Origin of the sequence: Hymenobacter negativus (assembly GCF_016056375.1) — a bacterium.
In the GTDB taxonomy this organism is placed as follows: Bacteria; Bacteroidota; Bacteroidia; order Cytophagales; family Hymenobacteraceae; genus Hymenobacter; species Hymenobacter negativus_A.
In genome coordinates this window covers 114,377-133,828 of sequence record NZ_JAEDAE010000003.1, presented here as the reverse complement: position 1 = coordinate 133,828, position 19,452 = coordinate 114,377, and the positions used below count along the sequence as shown (strand labels likewise).

The following is a 19,452-nucleotide window of genomic DNA, read 5'->3' as shown; positions in this document are numbered from 1 at the left end:
CCTTTTTACTCGACCCGTTAAAATCTACCGCTCAACGCTCCTATGCCTTCCCTCAACTCCTTCTTCCGCGCCGTGCTGCACAGCTACGCCATGCTGTTCTTTTCGCAGCACCGGGGCTTTGCGGCCGTGCTGCTGGCGGTGTCGTTCGGGCGCCCGGTGGTGGGGGCGGCGGGGCTGGCCAGCACCTGCCTGGCGGTGGCCGGGGCGCGGTTGGGCGGCTTCAATAAGGAATGGACCGACAGCGGCGCCTACAGCTTCAACGCCCTGCTCACGGGGCTGGCACTGGCCTCGTTCTTAGCGCCGGGCTGGGGGCTGGCGGGGCTGGTGGTGGTGGGCGCGGGCCTGGCCCTGCTGCTGAGCGTGGCCTTGGGCGGCTGGCTGGGCGGGCGGGGGCTACCGTTTCTGTCGCTGCCCTTCGTGGGCACAGTGTGGCTTTTGCTGCTCGGGGCTGGGCCGCTGCTGCACCTGTCGCCGGCCGAGGGCAGCACCTACTGGCTGAACGAGGCCTACGCCCTGGGCGGCCCCCGGCTGGTGGCGGCCGCCCAATGGGTGGGCGAGTGGCCCTGGCCGCCCCTACTGGCCACCTACCTGCGCGCGCTGAGCGCGGTGCTGTTTCAGGACAGCGCGCTGGCCGGGCTGCTGCTGGCGGCTGGGCTGCTGTGGCACTCGCGCATTGCGTTTTCGTTGTCGGTGCTAGGCTTTTTGGGGGCGTATGGGTTGGTGCTGCTCACCGGGCCGGCGGGCAGCGGGCCGCTGGACTACAACCTGGGGGCCAACTACGTGGTGGCGGCCATGGCCGTGGGCGGCGTGTTCGTCATCCCATCGGCGGCCAGCTACGGCTGGGCTTTGCTGAGCGTGCCCGTGACGGTGGTGGCGCTGGCCGGCTTCACGGCCGTGCTTGACAGGCTGGGGCTGCCGGCTCTTTCGCTGCCCTACTGCGCCACGGCGCTGCTGTTTCTGTACGTGCTGCTGCTGCGCGAGCGGCCGGGCGCGGGACTGGAGCTCACGCCCATCCAGCGCTACTCGCCCGAGCGCAACCTCTACGCCTACGCTACGGCGCGGGTGCGGCTGGCTCACCAGGGCGCGGTGGCCCTCACGCTGCCCTTCCGGGGCGCGTGGACCTGCACCCAGGGCTACCTGAGCGGCGGCCCCACCCACCTCGGCGACTGGGGCCAAGCCCTGGACTTTGCCATCACCGATGCCGACGGACGCACCTACCACGGCTCCGGCCTCAGTCTGAGCGACTACTATGCCTACAACAAGCCCGTGCTGGCCCCCGCCGACGGCGTGGTGGAGGAAGTTATTCAACACATCGAAGACAACGCCATTGGCGAGGTGAACACCCGCCAGAACTGGGGCAATACCGTGGTGCTGCGCCACGCGCCGGGCCTGTTCACGCAGCTCTCGCACCTGCGTGCCCACTCGGTGCCGGTGAAAGTGGGCGACTACGTGCGGCGCGGCGACATCATCGGCACCTGTGGCAGTTCGGGCCGCTCGCCCGAGCCGCACCTGCACTTCCAGGTGCAGGCCACGCCCTACGTCGGTTCGCGCACCGTGGCGTACCCGTTGGCGTACTTCGTGGCCGAGGCAGGGCAAAAGGTTTACAACGTCGTGGAAAGCGTTTCCAACGCATCGGACGGTGCATCCAACACGTTGGAAAGCATAGCGGTTTTACCGAAAATGCCGCAGCTCCGCCACTTTGCCGTGCCCACAGCGGGCGAAGTGGTCCGTCCACCCGCCTTCAACCGCACCCTGAGCCAGGCTCTGCGCCTGCCCCCCGGCTACGCGCTGGCCGTGCGCGATGCCGCCGCGCCCGCCGCCCCGGCCCAGCGCTGGGAAGTGTTCACCGATGCTTATAATCTGGCCTACCTGCGCTGCCAGCGCACGGGGGCCGTGCTCTACTTCTCTGGCGATGAGTCGGTGTTCTACTGCACGGCTTTCTACGGCGATGAAAGCTCGTGGCTTTACCTGCTCTACCAGGCCGCCTACCGGGTGCCGTTGGTCAGCCTACCGGGGCAGGTAGTGCACGACGAATTTCCGCTGACCGTGGTGCGCAGCCCCGTCCTAACGTGGGCGCAGGACGTGCTGGCCCCGTTCTACCGCTTCCTGCGCCCCACCTTCTGGGCCGAAGAATTGCCGGCCACCGCCGGCCACTGGCCCGGCGGGCCGGTGCGCCTGCGCAGCCGCGTGGTGGTAGCCGGTTTCGGCCGCGCCCGCGAGGTACAGGCGTCCGAGCTGCTTTTTGCCGAAGGCCGGCTGGCCGAGCTGCGCGTGCGTCGGGACACCGGTAGCCTCACCCTTACCTGCACAGTAGCCGGCGCATGAGGAAAGTTATTGTCCTGCTGCTCCTGCTACTGGCCGGGGCCACTGCCGCCCGCGCCCAGGCCCCCGTGCCCGATTATCAGGCCACTGACAGCCTCATCCAGGCCCTGGCCGGGCAGTACCGCTGGGCCGCGCTCGACTCGGTGGGGCGTGCCGCGCTGCGGCTGGGGCTCGACTACCCCGGCCTGCGCCGCCGGTTGGGCCAGGCCGCCCTGGCCCGCGACCGTCCGGCGGTAGCCATCCGCCACTACGGCCGCGCCCTGCGCGAAAACCCCATCGACACCACCGCCCGCTACGGGCTGGCCCTCGCCTACCTCAGCCTCAACCAGCCCGGCCGCGCCGCGCTGGTGGCCTGCGGCCTGCCCGACTCGCTCCGCCGGCCGCTGCATCTCAACGGTTTCCAGCTCCTGAGCCGGGTAGAGGTGGAGGCCAGCGGGCAGTCGGTCCGTAACGAGCACCGGGGGCCGGCCGGTTTCCTGCGCCTGGGCCTGGGCACCCGCCTCAGCCCCCGCTTCGGCCTGAGCCAGAACTTCAGCTACTTCGGCCAGAACATTGAGCTACCCGACCGCCAGCGGCGCGGGCGCGGCGACGAATACCCCGTGCGCCAGCACCAGTACCACGCCCTGCTGGCCGGCCAGCTCGGTCCGCGCTGGCAAGCCCTGCTCGGCTACCACTACCTGCGCAGCGACTTCGGCCGTCTCGAAGCGCCCGCCAGCCACCTCGGCTATGCGGCCCTGGCCTACGCCCGCCCCTACTATGTGGTGCAGGTGGGCCACTATTTCGGCACCCTCACCGACACGGCCCGCACCCAAACCGACCTGCGCCTGACCGTGTACCCGCTCGGCAACCTGCGCCTCTACGGCTTCGGGCAGGCCAGCCTGGTGCGCTCCAACGGCCGCAGCTTTCCGCACGGGCTGCTGGGGGCGGGCGGGCGGCTGCACCGCCGCGTGTGGCTCGATGTGTACGGCGGCCTGGGCCAGGTGCCCGTGCTGGCCGAGCTCGACGGACTTTACGTCTACAACCTACTTGACCCCCTGCGGGCCCGCACCGGAGCCGGCCTGCTTATTTTGCTACCCGAGCGGCTCTCCCTGCGCCTGAGCTACGGCCTGGAACAGCGCCGCGACGCCATCGACAGCCGTCTGTATAACTTGCAATCCCTTAGTACCGCCCTCGCATGGACCTGGTAAAGCTGACCTTCGCCACCGCTGCCCTTGTGTATGCTGTGCCGGCCGCCGCCCAGGCCCCGGACCAGTCTGCCGCCTTCGCCACCAGTTATGCCGCCGAGGCCAAGGCCGATTACGCCGAGGCCATCGCGCCCATCAAGGGCGTCTACACCGGCACCTACGAGCAGAACCTGCGCCTGGGCTGGCTTTATTTCCTGGCCAAAAACTACCCCGCCGCCGCCGCCCACTACCAGAAAGCCGTGGAGCAGCGCCCCTACGCCATCGAGCCCAAGCTGGGCCTTATCAAGCCCCTCAACGCGCTGGGCCAGATTGAGAAGATGCTGACCACCTACGAAGGCATCCTCAAAGTAGACCCCCAGAACACCCAGGCCAACTATTGGACTGGCGTCATTTACCTCAACCGCAAGGCTTACGGCCAAGCTGCGCGGTACTTCGAGCACGTGGTAAACCTCTACCCGTTCGACTACGATTCCAACATCTCGCTGGCCTGGGCCTACCTCAACCTCGGTAAGAAAGCCGAGGCCCGCGCCCTCTACACCAAGGCCCTGCTCATCCGGCCCGGCGATGCCGCCGCCACCGCCGGCCTGCGCCGCCTCTAGTGTCGGACGCTCCGCATCAGGCGCGAGGCCGGCGACCGGGGCGGCGGGCCTGGCGCTGAGCCACCCGTTGGGCCTGCAGCTTGGCGTATTCATCGGCTTTCAGGACCGACCGGAGTTGGGTGTCAAACTCATCTTCGAAGCGCTGCATAGTAAAAAGGAATGAGTGAGGGAAAGCGCCGGCAGGCCGGTTTGCTGCGTCAAAGGTGCAGGGCCGCAGCCGGGGCTTCAAACCCAATCGGCCAGCCGGGCTGCCGCGCCGACCATCGCCCTATTGCACCCATTCCGGACTGCCGCCCGGCAGCACTGGCTTGAAGCAAAACCATTGGGAGTGATGGAGCTAATGTTCATCGACTTTTTAAACTAAGCCGTCGATTACCAGTCTTAACCACGCGCTTAGTCGCCCATCTTTGGCCTGTTGCTTGCTGCTAGTCTATCCCCTACCATCATTATTGCCTATTTCTCACGCATTGCTTGCTTTTCCCATGACCGACGCCCCCGGCTACGTCACCCCTTACGACGTTGCCACTGCCCCCAGCAGCGGCTGCGCCATTTCGCCCGATGTCATGCCCTGGCACCACCGCACCAGCGATGGAACCGTTGTGCTGCGCACTGCAGACAGCCCTTTTGTGCTGGGGCAGAATTACCCCAACCCGCACACCGGCGAAACCACCGTCCCCTTCACCCTGCCAACTATGGCCGACGTTCATCTCGATTTGTTCGACCAGTTGGGCCGCAAAATGGCCGGGGTGGTGCGCAAAGGCCGTAGCGCCGGTGCCCAAACAATAAAGCTGAACTTGGAGGGCTTGGGATTGCCGGCTGGCGACTATATTTACAGACTGCAGGTTAGCAGCCGGTTCGGAATATTCCAACAGGCGAAGCAAATGACCCTTGTATAAAGACAACTGAAAGTGAGTGGGCTGATTTGTGCTGCCCGAGGCCGACCGCTGCAACGGTCGGCCTCTTTTTTTTGGCTGCGGGGCCGGCGGTCGCATTCGTTTGGCCGAAACCTTTCAGGTTAGGCAGCGCCGCCCGTACTTTGCCGTTGGGCCGCCGCGGGCGACGGTCCGGTTGCTTACTTTGCTTCACCTCCCACCGCGGCCCCGCCGCATAGCTTTTTTTTATGGCTGACCAAACCCTTACCGGCCTGCGCGCCGGTGTGCTGCACAGCGACGAAGTGCAGGCCCTCTTCCAGCACGCCAAGGCTCACGGCTACGCCCTGCCCGCCGTGAACGTGACCGGCACCAACACCGTGAACGCCGTGCTCGAAACCGCCAAGGCGGTGAATTCGCCGGTTATCATCCAGTTCTCGAACGGCGGCGCGCAGTTCTTCGCCGGCAAGTCGGTGCCGAATGATAAGCAGCAGGCCAGCATCGCGGGCGGCATTTCGGGGGCTCAGCACGTGCATTTGATGGCCGAGCTCTACGATGTGCCCGTAATTCTGCACACCGACCACGCTGCCAAAAAGCTCCTGCCCTGGATTGACGGCCTGCTCACGGCCGGCGAAAAGCACTTCCAGCAGTACGGCCAGCCGCTCTACAGCTCGCACATGCTCGATTTGTCGGAGGAGCCGATTGAGGAGAACATTGAAATCTGCAAGCGCTACCTCGAGCGCATGGCCAAAATCGGGATGACGCTGGAGATTGAGCTCGGCGTGACCGGCGGCGAGGAAGACGGTGTCGACAACTCCGACGTGGACTCTAGCAAGCTCTACACCCAGCCCGAGGAAGTAGCCTACGCCTACGAGCAGCTGAGCGAAGTGAGCCCGCGCTTCACCATCGCGGCTGCATTTGGCAACGTGCACGGAGTGTACAAGCCCGGCAACGTGAAGCTGCAGCCCAAGATTCTGCACAACTCGCAGGAGTTCCTGCGCCAGAAGCACAACATCCAGGAGGCGCTGCCCATCGACTTCGTGTTCCACGGCGGCTCGGGCTCGAGCCAGGAAGAAATCCGCGAGGCCATCAGCTACGGCGCCATCAAAATGAACATCGACACCGACTTGCAGTGGGCGCTGTGGGAAGGCATCAAGGACTACTACGTGAAGAACGAAGGCTTCTTGCAGGGCCAGATTGGCAACCCCACCGGGGCCGATTCGCCCAATAAGAAATACTACGACCCGCGCGTGTGGCTACGCAAAGGCGAAGAGTCGTTCTTGGCCCGCCTGAAATCGGCGTTTGAGGACCTGAACTGCATGAATCGCCGGTACTAGTCTTGCCGGAGCGGGACTGTCATTGCGAGGCATAGCCGAAGCAATCCGTCCTGTTCTCAGCGACCAGCCTGATAATGTGATAAGCCCTGACGCCAGCAACGGCGTCAGGGCTTATTATTGCCGGAAGGTTCATTACATTTCAGGGCTTATTACATTGAAACAGGACGGATTGCCGCGTTGCGCTGCGCTCCACTCGCAATGACAGACGCCCCCAACCGCCATGTCTTACCAGCCCAGCCCCACCCGCTACCAGGAAATGACCTACCGCCGCTGTGGCCGCAGCGGCCTGAAACTGCCGGCCCTCTCGCTGGGCCTGTGGCATAATTTCGGCGATGTGGACCTGCTGGCCAACTCCCGCGCCATCCTGCACCGGGCGTTCGACCGAGGCATCACGCACTTCGACCTGGCCAACAACTACGGCCCGCCGCCTGGCTCGGCCGAGGAGAATTTTGGGCGCATCCTGCGCGAAGACTTCCGGCCTTACCGCGACGAGCTCATCATCTCGACCAAAGCCGGGTACCACATGTGGGAAGGCCCCTACGGCGAATGGGGCTCGAAGAAATACCTGGTTTCCAGCCTCGACCAAAGCCTGAAACGCATGGGCCTGGAGTACGTCGACATCTTCTACCACCACCGCCCCGACCCCGACACGCCCCTGGCCGAAACCATGGCCGCCCTCGACCTCATTGTGCGCCAGGGCAAGGCCCTGTACGTAGGCCTGAGCAACTACAAGCCCACTGAGGCTGCCGAAGCCTTCGCCCTGCTACGCCACCTGGGCACGCCCTGCCTCATCCACCAGCCCAAGTATTCCATGTTTGAGCGCTGGGTCGAAGACGGCCTGCTCGACCTCCTGGGCACCGAAGGCGTGGGCTGCATCCCGTTCTCGCCCCTGGCCCAGGGCCTGCTGACGGACAAGTACCTACACGGCATCCCCGACGATTCGCGCGTGGCCAAAGGCGTAGGCTTCCTCACCGCAACCAACCTCACACCCGCGCGCCTCGACCAGGTACGCCGCCTCAACGACCTCGCCCAAACCCGCAACCAAAGCCTCGCCCAAATGGCCCTCGCCTGGCTGCTGAAAGACGCGCGGGTAACGTCCGTCCTCATTGGCGCCAGCAAGCCCGAGCAGTTGGACGACTCGCTCCGCTGCCTGGAGAATTTGACGTTTAGCGCGGAAGAGTTGGCGACGATTGAGAAGGTTCTAAGGGACTAATCCGGTCTGCATACTTCCGGTCAGCTTGTGCTCAATTGGTTGCTATCGAGCATTCGGTGCGGTCCCGGCACCAAGCCCGACTCATTGACCAGTGAGAGAAGCGATGAGGCCCCGGCACTGCGCAGTGCCGGGGCTTTTTTGGTGTTCAGAATTACTACTGGTTTCCAACTGCCCGGGGCGAGCTAACCCATTGGCCAGTTGCCCACACCCAGGCTCTACTGTTCAGAAACAGACGTTATTGCCACATAATGAGGCTTTTTTACAAGGACTTTGCTTAATTTTGTCTCATATATAGCTTATCCAAATAATAACAAAGCGCCTCTTTTGGGCGCTGTTTTTTTGGTACCCGAAGTTCTTTTCTATGTACTGCAACTTTTATTCATTGACTTCTTGTATTCCCGCTCGCCACCGCTGGGCGGCCCCGCTGGCACTGGCGCTTGTGGCCGTGGGCCAGCCCCAAATGGTTTGGGCTCAAAACGTGGGCATCGGCACTACCCAACCCACCCAAACACTCGACGTGAACGGCTCGACCCGGGTGCGGGGCCTGAGCGGCACCGGGGTGCGGGTGGTCACGGCCGACGACAACGGCAACCTAAGCACGGCCCCCCTGGGTACGGGCGGCACCACCGGCAGCTACATCCAGAACCAGACCACCGTGCAGCCGGGCGCCAGCTTCAACATCGGCAACAACGGCGTTATCGGGGGGCGGTTGGGCATTGGCACCGCGGCCCCCGCCACGGCGCTGGACCTCTACAATGGCGAGTTTCGCCTCACCCAAAACGGTGGAGCGCCCGCCCCAGCGCAGCTAAGCCAGCTGACCAGCAACGTGACCACCACCGCCACGGGCGTGGGGCCTGGCCAGACGTTTTCGCTGCCGCTCGGGGCGCGCATCACCCAGATTGACGTGTTTGTGGCGCCGGGTGCCACCACTTCCGGCACTTTTCGCCTGCAACAAGGCACGCCCTCGGCCGCAGCGTCGGCCATCTATTCGCAGACGGTGAACTATACGGCGGGCCCTGGCACCACGGCTACGAGCATTGTGCTGCCTACCCCCACCGACCCGCTCATGAGCCAGCAGTATTCCTTTAGCTTGGGAAGCAACGTGCTGGCGCACTACGCCAGCGGCGGCAACCCCTACGCAGGCGGCCAGGCCTTTGCCAATACCACGCCCCTGAGTGCGGTATCCGACCTGAAGTTTGTGGTGTACTACATCGACCCCGGCACGGCCGCGCTGTACGCCAATCCGGCCGGGCAGGTGGGCATCGGCACTTTGTTTCCCACCGCCAACCTGGATGTGGTGGGTACGGCACGTTTCAGCAGCCTGGGTAGCAGCGGCACCCGCGCCGTATTTGCCGACAACTTTGGCCAGCTGAGCGCGCAGCCCGTGCCCGGCACCCAGAACGAGTTCTGGAACACCACCGGCAACGTCGGCCTGCCGAATGGGCGCTTCCTGGGCACGACCGACAACGTGGAAGTGCCCTTCCGCGTCAACAACGCCGAAATCATGCGCCTGAAAGCCAATGGGGCCATCTGGGCCGGCCTGCGCACCAACGTGATGCTGGGCGTGAATGCCGGCGCGGCACTCGACGCGGGCGCTACGGCCAACACCTTCGTGGGCCAGGCGGCCGGGGCGCAGGCGGTGGGCTCAGCCGATAACACCCTGGTGGGCAACCGTGCCGGCACCGATGCCACCGGTGACCGCAACACGGCGGTGGGCTCGCAGGCGGGCGACGCCTTGGGCAATGGGGCTGATAACGCCTTGCTGGGCGTTTCGGCAGGCAAATACGCTCCCGGTGCGCTGCGGAACGTGGCGGTGGGCAGCAACGCCGGCTATAACCTGGGCGCCGGCGCCAATAACGTGTGGGTCGGCTACAACAGCGGTGTGGGCAACAGCAGTGCCAGCCCGGCTGCATCGGGCAACGTGGGGTTGGGCGCCTTCGCCGGCCTGCGCATCGATTCGGGTACCGGCAACACATTCGTGGGCCAGAATGCGGGCCAGACCATCAGTACGGGCAGCCACAACGTGTTTATCGGGGACGGTGCCGACGTGATAAGCACCTCGAAGTCGGGCCTGAACAACGCTGGGGCCATTGGTTACAACGCCCAGGTAGGCCTGGATAATGCCCTCGTCCTCGGCGGCACCGGGCTCAACGCTGTGAGCGTTGGCATCAATAATCCATATCCGTTTTCGCGTCTCAGCTTTGGCAGCAGCGGCAACGGCGCGTTTAGTACCCCATCCAACCGCCTGGCCCTACGCGAAGGCAGCAGCGGCGAAGACTTCATCGGTCTCGGGCTGGTGCGGGGTACTTCCACCGCCGCCAGCACGGGCGGGCTGGGCCTGTGGGGCGGCTCGGGCAGCAGCACGCCCCCCTACGATGGCAACACTGGCCAGAAAGCGGCTCTGACTGTTTACAGCTCCACCACGCCCCGCGTGGGGGTGGGCACCTACGACCCCGTGAGCTTGCTCTCAAACACTGACAACGCCCAATTGCTGGTGCCTTCCGATAACGTGCTGCCCGGCAGCACCGCCCTGGCCTGGCTGACCGAGCAAAACAGCAGCTACGCTGCCTTACTGGCCAACAACGGCACCGGCAACGGGGCCAATGGCTTGGCTGTGAAAGTAGACGGCACGGGCGGGGCGGCCACCACGGCTCTGCTGGTGAGCAAAGCGCCATCGGGCGGCACGCCCGCGCCCTTGCTGGTGGTGAAAGCCAGCGGGAACGTGGGCGTGGGCGTGGCCGCGCCGCAAGCCGCGCTGGACGTAAATGGCAACGCCCAGTTCTCGGGTACGGTGCAAGCGACCGGTAGTGTGCAGACTGGCGGCAACTACAACTACTCCACCCTCCAAACCAGGGCGGTGGCCGTGGGCGCGTCGGCTTTTCAGCCCACGGCCGCGGCCAGCTGGCAGCTCAATGCTTTCGGCCCTTCGGCGGTGCTCTCCGGGGCCATTGCCAACGGCACGGCCGGCACAACGCGCTCGGTGTATGCCGATGTCTACCTGCCCGACGGCGCCACCGTCAATGGGCTCTCCGCTTTGGTCTACGATGCCGATGCGACCAACAGCGTCCAAGTATTTCTGGAAACCATTTCTCTAGCCGATGGCACTTTCGCTACGGCGGTTCCTCCCCTGATTGCCACCGACCAGTCTGCCGGAAGCGCCGCGTCGTACCAAACGCTGAACTTGGCTTCGGGAGCGCCGGTGATTACCACCAACACGGCCCAGTACCGGTACCGGCTGCGGTTCGACACCCGCGATAACAACGCCAACCTTCGTCTGGCGCATGTGAAAGTAACCTATACCGTAATCAAAGCCGATTAAGTCATTCCCTATTACTTCCCAATCGAGCCAATCTTGGGCTGAATCTGGATAATGAAGCGCTTGTTCAGCGCCTCCTGACTGCCGGTGTAGCGGCCGGCCCCGCGGAAGCCGCTGCCCGCCGCCACTATCTCCAGGTTGCTGGGAAAACGCAGCCCGGCCTGCTCCCAGAGCCGAATCACGCTCAGTGCCCGGCTGTAGCTGAGCTGGCGCACGGCCGGGCCGTCGAGGTTGTGCGGGTCATTGGCGGGGTAGCGCAGGTCTTTGGCCGCGCGGCCCTCTACTACAATGAGGTACTGCACCTTGTCGTCGTTTTTGATGGCCTGCATCTGGCTCAGCAGGAAGCGGCCGGCTTTCACCAGCGGGGCCTGGGCCTCGTAGGGCAGCACGTCGCTCTTGGGCGCAAAGGTGACCGGGAATTTCAGCTCGTAGCGCTTATAAGTGGCGTTGTACTCGAAATAATTGCTTTCAAGCCGTTTGAGCGCGGCCTTGATTTCGTCGAGCTTGCGCTTTTCCTGCACCTGTACTTTCAGGTCGTAGATGAGCTTGTCGTTGTCGCGCTGCTTGTCTTTGAAGAGCTTGTAGCTGAGCACGAATAGCACGAGCATGGTCAGGAACAAGGCCGTCATGAGGTCCACGTAGCTGGGCCAGAAGAAGTCCTTGCTCTCTTTCATAGTGTTGGTTTTCTAATGGCGCGGCCGGGGCGCCTCACCCCCCGCCGTGCCGTCCTTACTTCTTGCCCAGAATATTCCGTTGAAACCAGTTCGGCCGGGTGATTTCCTCCAGCACCTTGTTGGTCCGGTCCACCTGCTGCAGGAGCTGCTGCTGCAGCTGCGCATCGGCCAAAAGCCGGGCTTCCATGCGTTGCATGGCCTGCGCCGCCAACGACGCCTGGCGTTCCTGCAGCACGTTGAGGTCCTTTTGCTGGGCCGGTAGCTGGGTGAAGGGGTTGAGGTATTCGGTAATTTTCTGGTAGATGTTGTCCTGGTTTAGGCGGCGGAAATGCTGCTGCCACTGCTCATGAGCCTCAGAAGCTTCTTTCTGCAACTCCTGCAGGCGGCCGTCGAGCTCGGCATCCATGCGGTGCACGCCCTCGCTCACGCCCTGGCGGATTTGCGCGCCCAAATCAGCCAGCAGCTTGCCGTGCTGGCTGAAAAACGCTACTTGCTGGCGTAGCGCATCGTCGTGCTGCTGCAGGTACTGCGGCACACTGGCCAGGCCCTGCTCCAGCGCCGTGAGGCGGTTGAGGAGCGAGCCAATGGTCTGGGCGGCCTCGTTGCTGTGCGTCACGGTCGTGTTCAGCGCCTGCTGGTAGCCCAGGAATTTCTCAAAGGTCTGGGCGCTTTCGTCCACCCGGTCAAACACCTTGATGGTAGCATTGGCCAGCTCCGAGTAGCCGATTTTTTCCAGCTGCTCCAGGAAGCGCTTCTGAATGCTCACGTTCTCAGTGATGCTGGCAATGAGCGGCGTGAACTCGTGAATCTTGCTGAAAAAGTCGTTCTGAATCTGGCTAAAAAACTCGGCGTTGAAGGTATCGAGCACCGATTTCAGGTTGCTCATGCCGGCCTGCATGTCGGAGTTCAGTTTGGGCAGCAGCGCCTTTTGCAGAAAGGTATAGTAGGCATTTTTGTTGCGGTCGCGGGCAGCGCGGGCCTGCTTCAGCAACTGGTTGCCGGCCAGGGTGAAGGCGAGGCCAAACAGGCTACCAATCATTGCAATCAGCACCCCGCCGAGGAAATGCTGCACGTCGCCGTTGCTGAACGAGGTATCGGTATTCGGGTTAGCCGTCACGTCGGCAAACGGGTTGCCGACCAGCGACACCAGCCCGATAATGGCCCCCGTGAACGTGCCCAGCAAGCCCAGATACAGCGGCGTGGCAATCTGGGCCTGAATTTCCTCGTCCAGCGCCTCGGCGTGGCGCTCCGAAATGTCTTTCAAAATGCCAAAATCGGCCGCCGCGCCCCGGTTATTGAGCAGGTATTCGTTGGTGTCGGTGATGATTTGGCCGAACTCCGGCGAGGCATCGCGGGTAATCAGGGCATCGTACTGGATGGCGAAGTTCTTGTCCGGGTCGGCCGCCGTGAAGGGAATGGGCTGCACGCCCACCGCACCCGCCTGCGGGTACATGGCCTGCACCCGGGCCACTAGCTGGCGGTTGCGCAGAAACACCAGCGCCTGCCAGGCCACCAGCGCCAGGATAAGGAGAATTTCAATTAGGAGCATAAAATGGGGCAACAAACAGAGAGACGCATATTCGCGTCTCGTCGTTGAAATGCTGATACAATGCCTTTTGGCAACTGAAAAAGACAGGACCCAACATCGATGTTCAACGGCAAGACGCAAATATGCGTCTCTACAACTAGCTCAGCGCAATTTCTGCCTTTTGCACAACGTGCCAGGCGTCGTCGCGCTTTTCCAGCTTGCCGGCTTTCAGGTTTTTGATGGTGGTGAACTGCTCGGTGGGTGGCAGCTCAAACTGGAAGAATTCCTTCAGCTCCCGCACACCGTTGCCGATAATGCGCGACTGGTCGGCCTGCGGGCTGAAGGAAAACTGCGCCGTAACAGCTTCCGCCGAAGGAAGTGTAATGAGCAGCGGCATCTGGGGCAGCGGGTTGGGACTGAGCTTGCGGTGCTCGATGCTGGGCACGTCGGGTGCCGGTGCGTAGTAGTGCAGCGGGCCGTTTGAGGCGGCAGGCGGGGCGGCTTCGGCAGCGGCGGCTTCGTGGGCGCTGCTATCAATCAATTCCTGAATGGCGGGCGGCGTAGACGTTGGCGCGGCCCATTCAACGGTTTGGCCGGGCTCCAGGGGCTGGTTATCGCCAGTGGGCGGCGGCAGGGGTGAAGTTGGGTTCATAGCGGAGGTACGGGGTGCAATCTTTGGCCAGGACTGGGATGGATTGGCTGCGGGCGAGTTGCGGGAGTTGAAGTTGGGCTGGTTTCGTTTATCCTTGCCCGATGGTTTGGCTGGCTGCTTCGAAGTCGTGCCCTGCACTTCGCGCATCGACTGAAACGAAACGCCTTTGCCCGTGCTTTCGCCCTTGCTCGTATTCTCAATAGCGGGCGGCTCGGTGGGCGGCGACTTTCGCACATTTTCCGCCGGCTTTTTCCGCACCGGCTCGGGCACGGGAATGGGCGCGGGAACAGGGGCTTCCGGCGGGGCCGGAACACTGGTTGACGGTGATTTTCGCACGAAAAACCACACGCCCAGCGCGCCGATGGCCACGCCACCCAGCACAGCCCACACCGTCGACCAGTGCGAAGCTGGCTGAGCCGTGACCGTGCTACCCGCCGCCGATGAGTCGGCAGCTACACCGGACTTTGGCGGGCTAGCCGCTGGCTGGGCCCACACCACCGGGCTGCCACTCAGTAACCCCAGGAGCAGGAGAAGCAGCAACGGCCGGCTGCCCTTGCGCGGGCAGCCGCCCGGCTGGAGCAGGCTCATCGAGCCGACGCGGCTAGTTGAGCGGCTGCGCGTCATGAAGCACCTTGGATAGCTCATACAGGGCGTTTTTGAACGGCAGGAAGAACAGCGTTTCAGGCACGGTATCGCCGTCGCGCAGCACGTCGGCGTACTGCTGGCGATAGAGGTTGAACGAGTCGCCGAGGCTGCGCTCCAGCGTGTTCATCACCAGCCCGGGGTCGTTTTTCACCCCCAGGTCGGCCTGCACGCGCTTCAGCTCGGGGTCTTCGAGCAGCAGCTTGAGGCAGGCGCGGGCATTGCTCAACACGGCTTGCTTGATTTCGTCGGTCACGGCCGTGGCTTCGAGGTGGTGCTCGCCTTTGTCGGCCTGCGGGTTTTCGGGGTCGGGCAGCGTGCCCACGGGGCGCACCATGGGCGGGTCCTGCGGAATCTGGCCGGTGGCGAGTACGCCGCCGTTGGCGGTGGTTTGCTTGGGGTCGTCGGCCAGCTTGATGCGGAAATCGGCCGGCACGGTCTGGCCGGTGGCTTTTTCCATGATGAGGCGGGCCAGCTTCTCCACCGGCTGCAGGTTGGAACCCGCCGCCAGCAGGCGCACGTAGAGGCTGCCGCGCCCCGTGAAGCACAGGTAGCGCGGCAGCTGCTGGCCGTTGGCCACCGTCACCTGCGCCACGTGATAAATGAGCGCGCCGAAGTGCAGGTAGAACAACACCCGCAGGTGCTCGGCCCGCAGGAGCCGCTCGCTAAATCCCAGCAGCTGGTCATAGTTGAACAGGAAGCTGGCCACATCCTCAGAGCCAAAATTGTCGGTTCCTTCGGCCACCAGCACGTATTCGCGGGCCCGGCGGGCGGCGGGCGAAAGCACCGCGCTCTGCACGCCGGCCACGCCGAAACGCACGAGGCCGTTGTCCTTCGAGCCGCGCACCTCGGCCCCGCCGTCGCCCCACAGGTCGTTGCCGGCGAAGCGGAACGAGGTGCTCAGCACCGGCTTGCGGTCGGCGTAGAGCAGCACATCAGTGGTGCCGCCGCCGATGTCGATAAAGGCCGCGTTTTCGCCCGGCCCCAGCGTCACGATGTTGCGGCGGGTGAGGTAGTAGTATGGTGCCGTCGACTCGACCATGCAGGGCATGGAGTTGGTGGTGTGGAAGACGCTGTGAAACAGTGTATCCCACTCACGCTGGTACAGGTTGCGCTGGTAGGTCGAGAAGCTCAGCGGGGCAAACCAAGTGATTTGCGTGGCCGCGAGGCTGCCACCGTTGAGGGCCACCTTGGCGCGGCACAGCAGCAGGATTTCCTTGAAAAACGCTCGCACGCGGTTGGTGTTGGCAATGTTCAGCGAATTATCCCACTTCAGATTAGTATGGTAGTTCGGCCGGCGCTGCTCCTCGGTGATGATACCGAAGGCCACGTTGATGTTGCCGAGCACGCTCAGCTCTTGGGTGGCGTAGTTGGCCGCCTCGTAGGTGGCGGTGCGGGCCGGGAATGCATAGGGCGAGCTGTCGGCCCCGATGATGGGCGGCACGAATTCGCGCTCCTGGTACTGCTGCCAGCGCTTGATTTGCACGAAGTTGGCCGGGTCGTCGTCGATGCCCCGGTACAGGCGCTCGTAGGCGGTGCGGTCGGGCTCGGCGGTGCTCTTCTTCAGCAGGGCCACCGGCGTATCGGCCAGGCCGAAGCTGAACGGCTTGGGCTCTTGCCCGGGGCTGTCCTGCATGGCCACGTGGGTGTTCGTGGTGCCGAAGTCGATGGCGAAACGGTATTCTTTAGTGCCTTGGCGCACTTCGGGCCAGCGCGGAATCACGAGCGCACGGCCCTCGGCCGGAGCCGGGTTCAGCACTTCGAGGTAGTCGAAATGGGTGCCGCGCACCTCGTAGTAGGTGCTGCCCTCGTCCTGGCTGGTTTTGGGCGTGCGCTCGTAGCGGGTGGCGCTCTGGTCGGTACCGGTTTCGCTGAGCTGGTGGCCGTTGGCCCAGAATTTCAGGTCGACTTTCTTGGTCACCATGCTCGGGTCGATGTTGTTGGCATCTACCAGCATGACTTTATAGAAGTCGTTGTACTGCGGCGCATCGGCCACTTTCACAAAGGGAAATACTGACAGCGCCACGTTGGTCACGCGCAACCGCCCCACGCCCTCCCCTTGCGGGTTGTCGTAGTAAGCGCGCTCATAGTCCACGTAGTCGCCGCCGCTCACCGGCACCCGCAGCCGCACCCGGATGCAGGCCGATTCCAACTCCAGCGAGAGGTGCTCGGCCAAGTCCTGCTGCGTGAAGTAATCGAAATACAGCGGCTTGATGGGCAGCAGCGGCCAGCTGCTGGGCCGGAAACCAGGCGCAATTTTCAGGTTGCCGCTGAAGAATTTGGCTTCGTCCACCTCATACGGCACGGCCAGCAGGGTTTCTTCCAGCAGGTCGTTCACCGTGAGGTAGGGATATGGCAGCTCCGGGCCGGGCAGGGTGCGCTCCTTCAGCGGCCGGGCGTCGGCAGCCGGCACGGTGGCCCCGCTGTCGGCAAACAGGGTTTCGTTGTAATACTTTTTGCCAACCGCTTTCAAACCAGGCCGTAGCACAATGGGCAGCGGCCCCGCCACCCCCGCCCGCGTGGGCCGGATGAACAGGTCGGAGCCACGCACGGTGCCTTCGTCGGGTCGCACGCGCAGCAGCACACCAGCCACATCAATCTGGTTGTTGAAGGCATCGGTGAGGACAGGGTAGTTGGCGAGGCTGGCTGTACCGTCCATGGCCCACTTTTGCAGCAGGCCGCGGTCTAGGGTGTCGCGCACCAGCGGCGCGAGGGCTGTCAGGGCCGGGTCTCCCACAAACTCTTGGTACACGTAGTCGCGGAAAGCGGCCTCACGGTTAGCCAGCGGCACGTATTGGTTATCAAAATAATACCCCCCGCCCTGCGGGCGCTGCACCGGCAGCGGCTTCACATTGGGCGCCGGAAAAAACAGCGTGAGCGGCGAGGTACCGCCGATGAGCTGCGGCACGCCATTGGCGCCGGGGAAGTAGATGAGGTGCATCTCGGTCAGCCGGGCAAAGCGGCCGTCGAGGTAGAGGCTCAGCACATCGGCCAGCGGGCGGGTGGCGGGGTTTGCCCGCAATTTGGCCAGTTCCTCATCCTTGCGCCAGGCCCGGATTTGTAGGCGCTGGTTGGCCAGCTTGCGCTGATGGAAGTTGAACACCATTTCCCACACATCCCAGAAGTGACTCACCAGTTGGTGATACACCGAGTCCTGGGCCGCGCCGCCCTGCGTCACGAAGCGCAGGGCCGTTTCTACCAGATGCATCCGGGCGAAGGGCGAGGGAATGGACACCGCCACTTTGGCGGCGCGGCCGCCCTGCGGGTCGAGCAGGCGCTCCACTTCGTGGGGGCCAATTTTACCAGTCGGCCCCCAGCCCTCGTGGGTGCTGGAGCCGGTATCGTGCAAACGCAGGATTTTAGCCATGTGTCTTATTGCGAGAGGCGCAGTCGGCAGAACCTCACCCCCGGCCCCTCTCCTGGGGAGAGGGGAGACACGGCGGCGCGGGCGTTGGTTGCGAAGGGCCTCTAGAGTTGTTTCAAGTTTGTTTAAAAGCAAGGTTTGTCAGGCTCCCCCTCTCCCCAGGGAGAGGGGGCCGGCCCCGGAGGGGTCCCGTGAGGTGACGGCGCTTAGGAGTATTGCAGCTTCTTATCCAGAATCTCGTCCGTCGCTTCCTCAAAGGCCTTTACCACCCAGCGCAGCGCTTCGTTCTCCGTCGGGTTTTTCAGGGTGTCTTTGCCCACGGCCTTTGTCAGCTCGTCGCGGAAGTAGCCGGGAGTGATGCCTTTGCTGAAAATGCCGGTTTCCACCGTCTTGTCGGCCACCATTTTGTTGAAGTCGGCCTCGTCGGCGCGGATGGCAGTGTAGCGGCGCTGGTTCACGCCTAGCTCGCGCAGCCATTCGTTGTAGTCGCCGAAAAAATCGGTCAGCTCGCGCAGGGCGCGGTTGTTGCGCAATTGCGCAGTGAGGTCGCCGGCTTCGTAATAGGGTGCTTTGGCGTCCTCCGGCGTGTGCTTGAGGAAGTAGCGGGCGAAGTAGTGCAGCTGAATGAGCGGGCGGGCCACTTCCTGGCGCATCTCGGTGGGCAGCTGGCCGAAGTCGATGTCGGTGCTATCGGCTTTCAGGCCGTACTCGTGGTAGAGGGGCTGGTTACCGTCAAGCTGGTTGTCGGGCACTTCCATGAAGTGCGGCACGGCCAGGGCCCCCAGCAGCTCCAGCAGATGGGCCTGGTTGCGCTGCTCGGCGCGGCCAGGGTGGTTGGCCAGCGGCTGGCCGGGCTGGTCGCCGAGGTAGTACATGGCTTCCAGGCCTTGCAGGTTGTCGGCGTAGTAGGAAAGGGCCGTTTTTGTCTTCGTGACGAAGGTATTCGAGTCGATGAAATCCTGCCCGGCCTGCTTCTCGTCAGCCGAGGGGTCCTGCAACTTGAAGTAAGGCAGCATCACTAGCGCGCCGGCTTTGAGGCGGCGGCGGATTTCGGGGTGGGCCAGCGGGGAGTTGGCGTCGCGCAGGTTTTTCACCAGCAGCGGGAAGCCGGCCGCACCGGTCCCGCCAAAAATCGAGCTGATAAAAAACGCCCGGTCGCCGTCCTGCAGGCTTTGGGCGAGGTAGCGCATCTCCTTAGATTGCACCACCGCGTTCAGAACCACCGAGCCCACGTTGGGCGAACCACGGAACCCCACGTCGAGGTTGGCCGCGAGGCTGTCCTGCGTGAACAGCAAATCGACCAGCCCTTGGGTTTCCACCGAGAGGTCGTTGTAGCGCAGGTAGTCGCGAAAGGGCTGGCTGATGCCGCCGAAGTCGTACACGAACGAATCGCGCAGTTCTTCCGAGCCGCCGGTGTTCAGATGAGCCAGCGTGTTCATGGGCTGGCTGAAGAATCCGGTTTTTTCCTTCTGACCGTCGCCGTACAGCGCTTCGTGAATGCGGGCGTAGCGCTTGAGCAGAGCCACGGTGCGCGTCACGTCGCCGTTCTGGGTGTCGGGGTCGATGAGGACGGGCACCACTTGGTCGCAGTTCGGAATGCGAACTCCGGACGCCAGCAGCATGGTGAGGGAGCGTAGCACGCGGGCCCCGGTGCCGCCCACGGCAAAGATGAATAGTTTGGACATAGCTGAGTTAAGAGTTAAAAGTTAGGAGTTAAGAGTTGCCAGTTGAAGTCAGAACTGGCACCTAGCC

13 protein-coding genes are annotated in these 19,452 nt (G+C 63.6%); 7 read left to right on the top strand and 6 right to left on the bottom strand.

Annotated elements, in window-relative coordinates; all coding sequences use genetic code 11:
- Positions 1-42 precede the first annotated feature (42 nt).
- From I7X13_RS21905 to I7X13_RS08540, 3 genes are read left to right on the top strand one after another with little or no spacing between them, the layout of a single operon-like run.
- Positions 43-2,325, top strand: coding sequence for an urea transporter (locus tag I7X13_RS21905; RefSeq protein ID WP_198075160.1), 2,283 nt, complete (start codon positions 43-45; stop codon positions 2,323-2,325).
- Positions 2,322-3,509 carry a tetratricopeptide repeat protein gene (locus I7X13_RS08545; protein ID WP_198075159.1) on the top strand — a complete coding sequence of 396 codons (1,188 nt, stop codon included), beginning with the start codon at positions 2,322-2,324 and terminating at the stop codon, positions 3,507-3,509. Before I7X13_RS21905 ends, I7X13_RS08545 begins: the two co-directional genes overlap by 4 nt.
- Positions 3,497-4,105: a tetratricopeptide repeat protein gene (locus I7X13_RS08540; RefSeq protein ID WP_198067631.1), complete on the top strand. Its 609-nt coding sequence runs from the start codon at positions 3,497-3,499 to the stop codon at positions 4,103-4,105. Before I7X13_RS08545 ends, I7X13_RS08540 begins: the two co-directional genes overlap by 13 nt.
- A 16-nt stretch (positions 4,106-4,121) precedes the next feature.
- On the opposite strand, the gene I7X13_RS21730 is transcribed toward I7X13_RS08540, so the two are convergent.
- The gene (locus I7X13_RS21730) at positions 4,122-4,253 is read right to left on the bottom strand and encodes a hypothetical protein (RefSeq protein WP_262895101.1); all 132 of its coding nucleotides are present in this window, start codon (positions 4,251-4,253) and stop codon (positions 4,122-4,124) included.
- 334 nt (positions 4,254-4,587) lie between these two features.
- Here I7X13_RS21730 and I7X13_RS08535 point away from each other — a divergent pair, with 334 nt between their 5' ends.
- The 4 genes from I7X13_RS08535 (at position 4,588) to I7X13_RS08520 (ending at position 10,843) form a co-directional block, all read left to right on the top strand.
- On the top strand, positions 4,588-5,001 hold the full coding sequence (locus tag I7X13_RS08535; RefSeq protein WP_198067630.1) for a T9SS type A sorting domain-containing protein: 414 nt from the start codon (positions 4,588-4,590) through the stop codon (positions 4,999-5,001).
- Positions 5,002-5,225: 224 nt separating this feature from the next.
- Complete coding sequence (gene fbaA / locus I7X13_RS08530) at positions 5,226-6,311, top strand: class II fructose-bisphosphate aldolase (RefSeq protein ID WP_198075158.1); 1,086 nt, start codon at positions 5,226-5,228, stop codon at positions 6,309-6,311.
- A gap of 220 nt (positions 6,312-6,531) precedes the next feature.
- Positions 6,532-7,524, top strand: coding sequence for an L-glyceraldehyde 3-phosphate reductase (gene mgrA, locus I7X13_RS08525; RefSeq protein ID WP_198075157.1), 993 nt, complete (start codon positions 6,532-6,534; stop codon positions 7,522-7,524).
- Between the two features lie 382 nt (positions 7,525-7,906).
- On the top strand, positions 7,907-10,843 hold the full coding sequence (locus I7X13_RS08520; RefSeq protein WP_198075156.1) for a beta strand repeat-containing protein: 2,937 nt from the start codon (positions 7,907-7,909) through the stop codon (positions 10,841-10,843).
- A gap of 11 nt (positions 10,844-10,854) precedes the next feature.
- Here the strand turns inward: I7X13_RS08520 and I7X13_RS08515 are convergent, their stop codons facing one another.
- From I7X13_RS08515 to I7X13_RS08495, 5 genes are all read right to left on the bottom strand, one after another.
- Positions 10,855-11,514 (bottom strand): hypothetical protein, encoded by a 660-nt coding sequence (locus I7X13_RS08515; protein ID WP_198075155.1) that lies wholly within the window; start codon positions 11,512-11,514, stop codon positions 10,855-10,857.
- A gap of 55 nt (positions 11,515-11,569) precedes the next feature.
- The gene (locus I7X13_RS08510) at positions 11,570-13,063 is read right to left on the bottom strand and encodes a hypothetical protein (RefSeq protein ID WP_198067625.1); all 1,494 of its coding nucleotides are present in this window, start codon (positions 13,061-13,063) and stop codon (positions 11,570-11,572) included.
- 136 nt (positions 13,064-13,199) lie between these two features.
- Positions 13,200-14,318, bottom strand: coding sequence for a hypothetical protein (locus tag I7X13_RS08505; protein ID WP_198075154.1), 1,119 nt, complete (start codon positions 14,316-14,318; stop codon positions 13,200-13,202).
- The gene (locus I7X13_RS08500; RefSeq protein WP_198075153.1) at positions 14,296-17,703 is read right to left on the bottom strand and encodes an acetate and sugar kinases/Hsc70/actin family protein; all 3,408 of its coding nucleotides are present in this window, start codon (positions 17,701-17,703) and stop codon (positions 14,296-14,298) included. The genes I7X13_RS08505 and I7X13_RS08500 overlap by 23 nt, the downstream gene beginning before the upstream one ends.
- Before the next feature lie 203 nt (positions 17,704-17,906).
- Positions 17,907-19,385, bottom strand: a complete 1,479-nt coding sequence (locus I7X13_RS08495; RefSeq protein ID WP_198075152.1) for a hypothetical protein — start codon at positions 19,383-19,385, stop codon at positions 17,907-17,909.
- Positions 19,386-19,452 lie beyond the last annotated feature (67 nt).

Excerpts from the sequence above, each read along its gene's own strand:
- I7X13_RS08545 (WP_198075159.1), top strand. The coding sequence starts at position 2,322 with ATGAGGAAAGTTATTGTCCTGCTGCTCCTGCTACTGGCCGGGGCCACT.
- fbaA (WP_198075158.1), top strand. The coding sequence starts at position 5,226 with ATGGCTGACCAAACCCTTACCGGCCTGCGCGCCGGTGTGCTGCACAGC.
- mgrA (WP_198075157.1), top strand. The coding sequence starts at position 6,532 with ATGTCTTACCAGCCCAGCCCCACCCGCTACCAGGAAATGACCTACCGC.
- I7X13_RS08535 (WP_198067630.1), top strand. The coding sequence starts at position 4,588 with ATGACCGACGCCCCCGGCTACGTCACCCCTTACGACGTTGCCACTGCC.
- I7X13_RS21730 (WP_262895101.1), bottom strand. The coding sequence starts at position 4,253 with ATGCAGCGCTTCGAAGATGAGTTTGACACCCAACTCCGGTCGGTCCTG.
- I7X13_RS21905 (WP_198075160.1), top strand. The coding sequence starts at position 43 with ATGCCTTCCCTCAACTCCTTCTTCCGCGCCGTGCTGCACAGCTACGCC.
- I7X13_RS08500 (WP_198075153.1), bottom strand. The coding sequence starts at position 17,703 with ATGGCTAAAATCCTGCGTTTGCACGATACCGGCTCCAGCACCCACGAG.
- I7X13_RS08505 (WP_198075154.1), bottom strand. The coding sequence starts at position 14,318 with ATGACGCGCAGCCGCTCAACTAGCCGCGTCGGCTCGATGAGCCTGCTC.
- I7X13_RS08495 (WP_198075152.1), bottom strand. The coding sequence starts at position 19,385 with ATGTCCAAACTATTCATCTTTGCCGTGGGCGGCACCGGGGCCCGCGTG.
- I7X13_RS08510 (WP_198067625.1), bottom strand. The coding sequence starts at position 13,063 with ATGCTCCTAATTGAAATTCTCCTTATCCTGGCGCTGGTGGCCTGGCAG.
- I7X13_RS08515 (WP_198075155.1), bottom strand. The coding sequence starts at position 11,514 with ATGAAAGAGAGCAAGGACTTCTTCTGGCCCAGCTACGTGGACCTCATG.
- I7X13_RS08540 (WP_198067631.1), top strand. The coding sequence starts at position 3,497 with ATGGACCTGGTAAAGCTGACCTTCGCCACCGCTGCCCTTGTGTATGCT.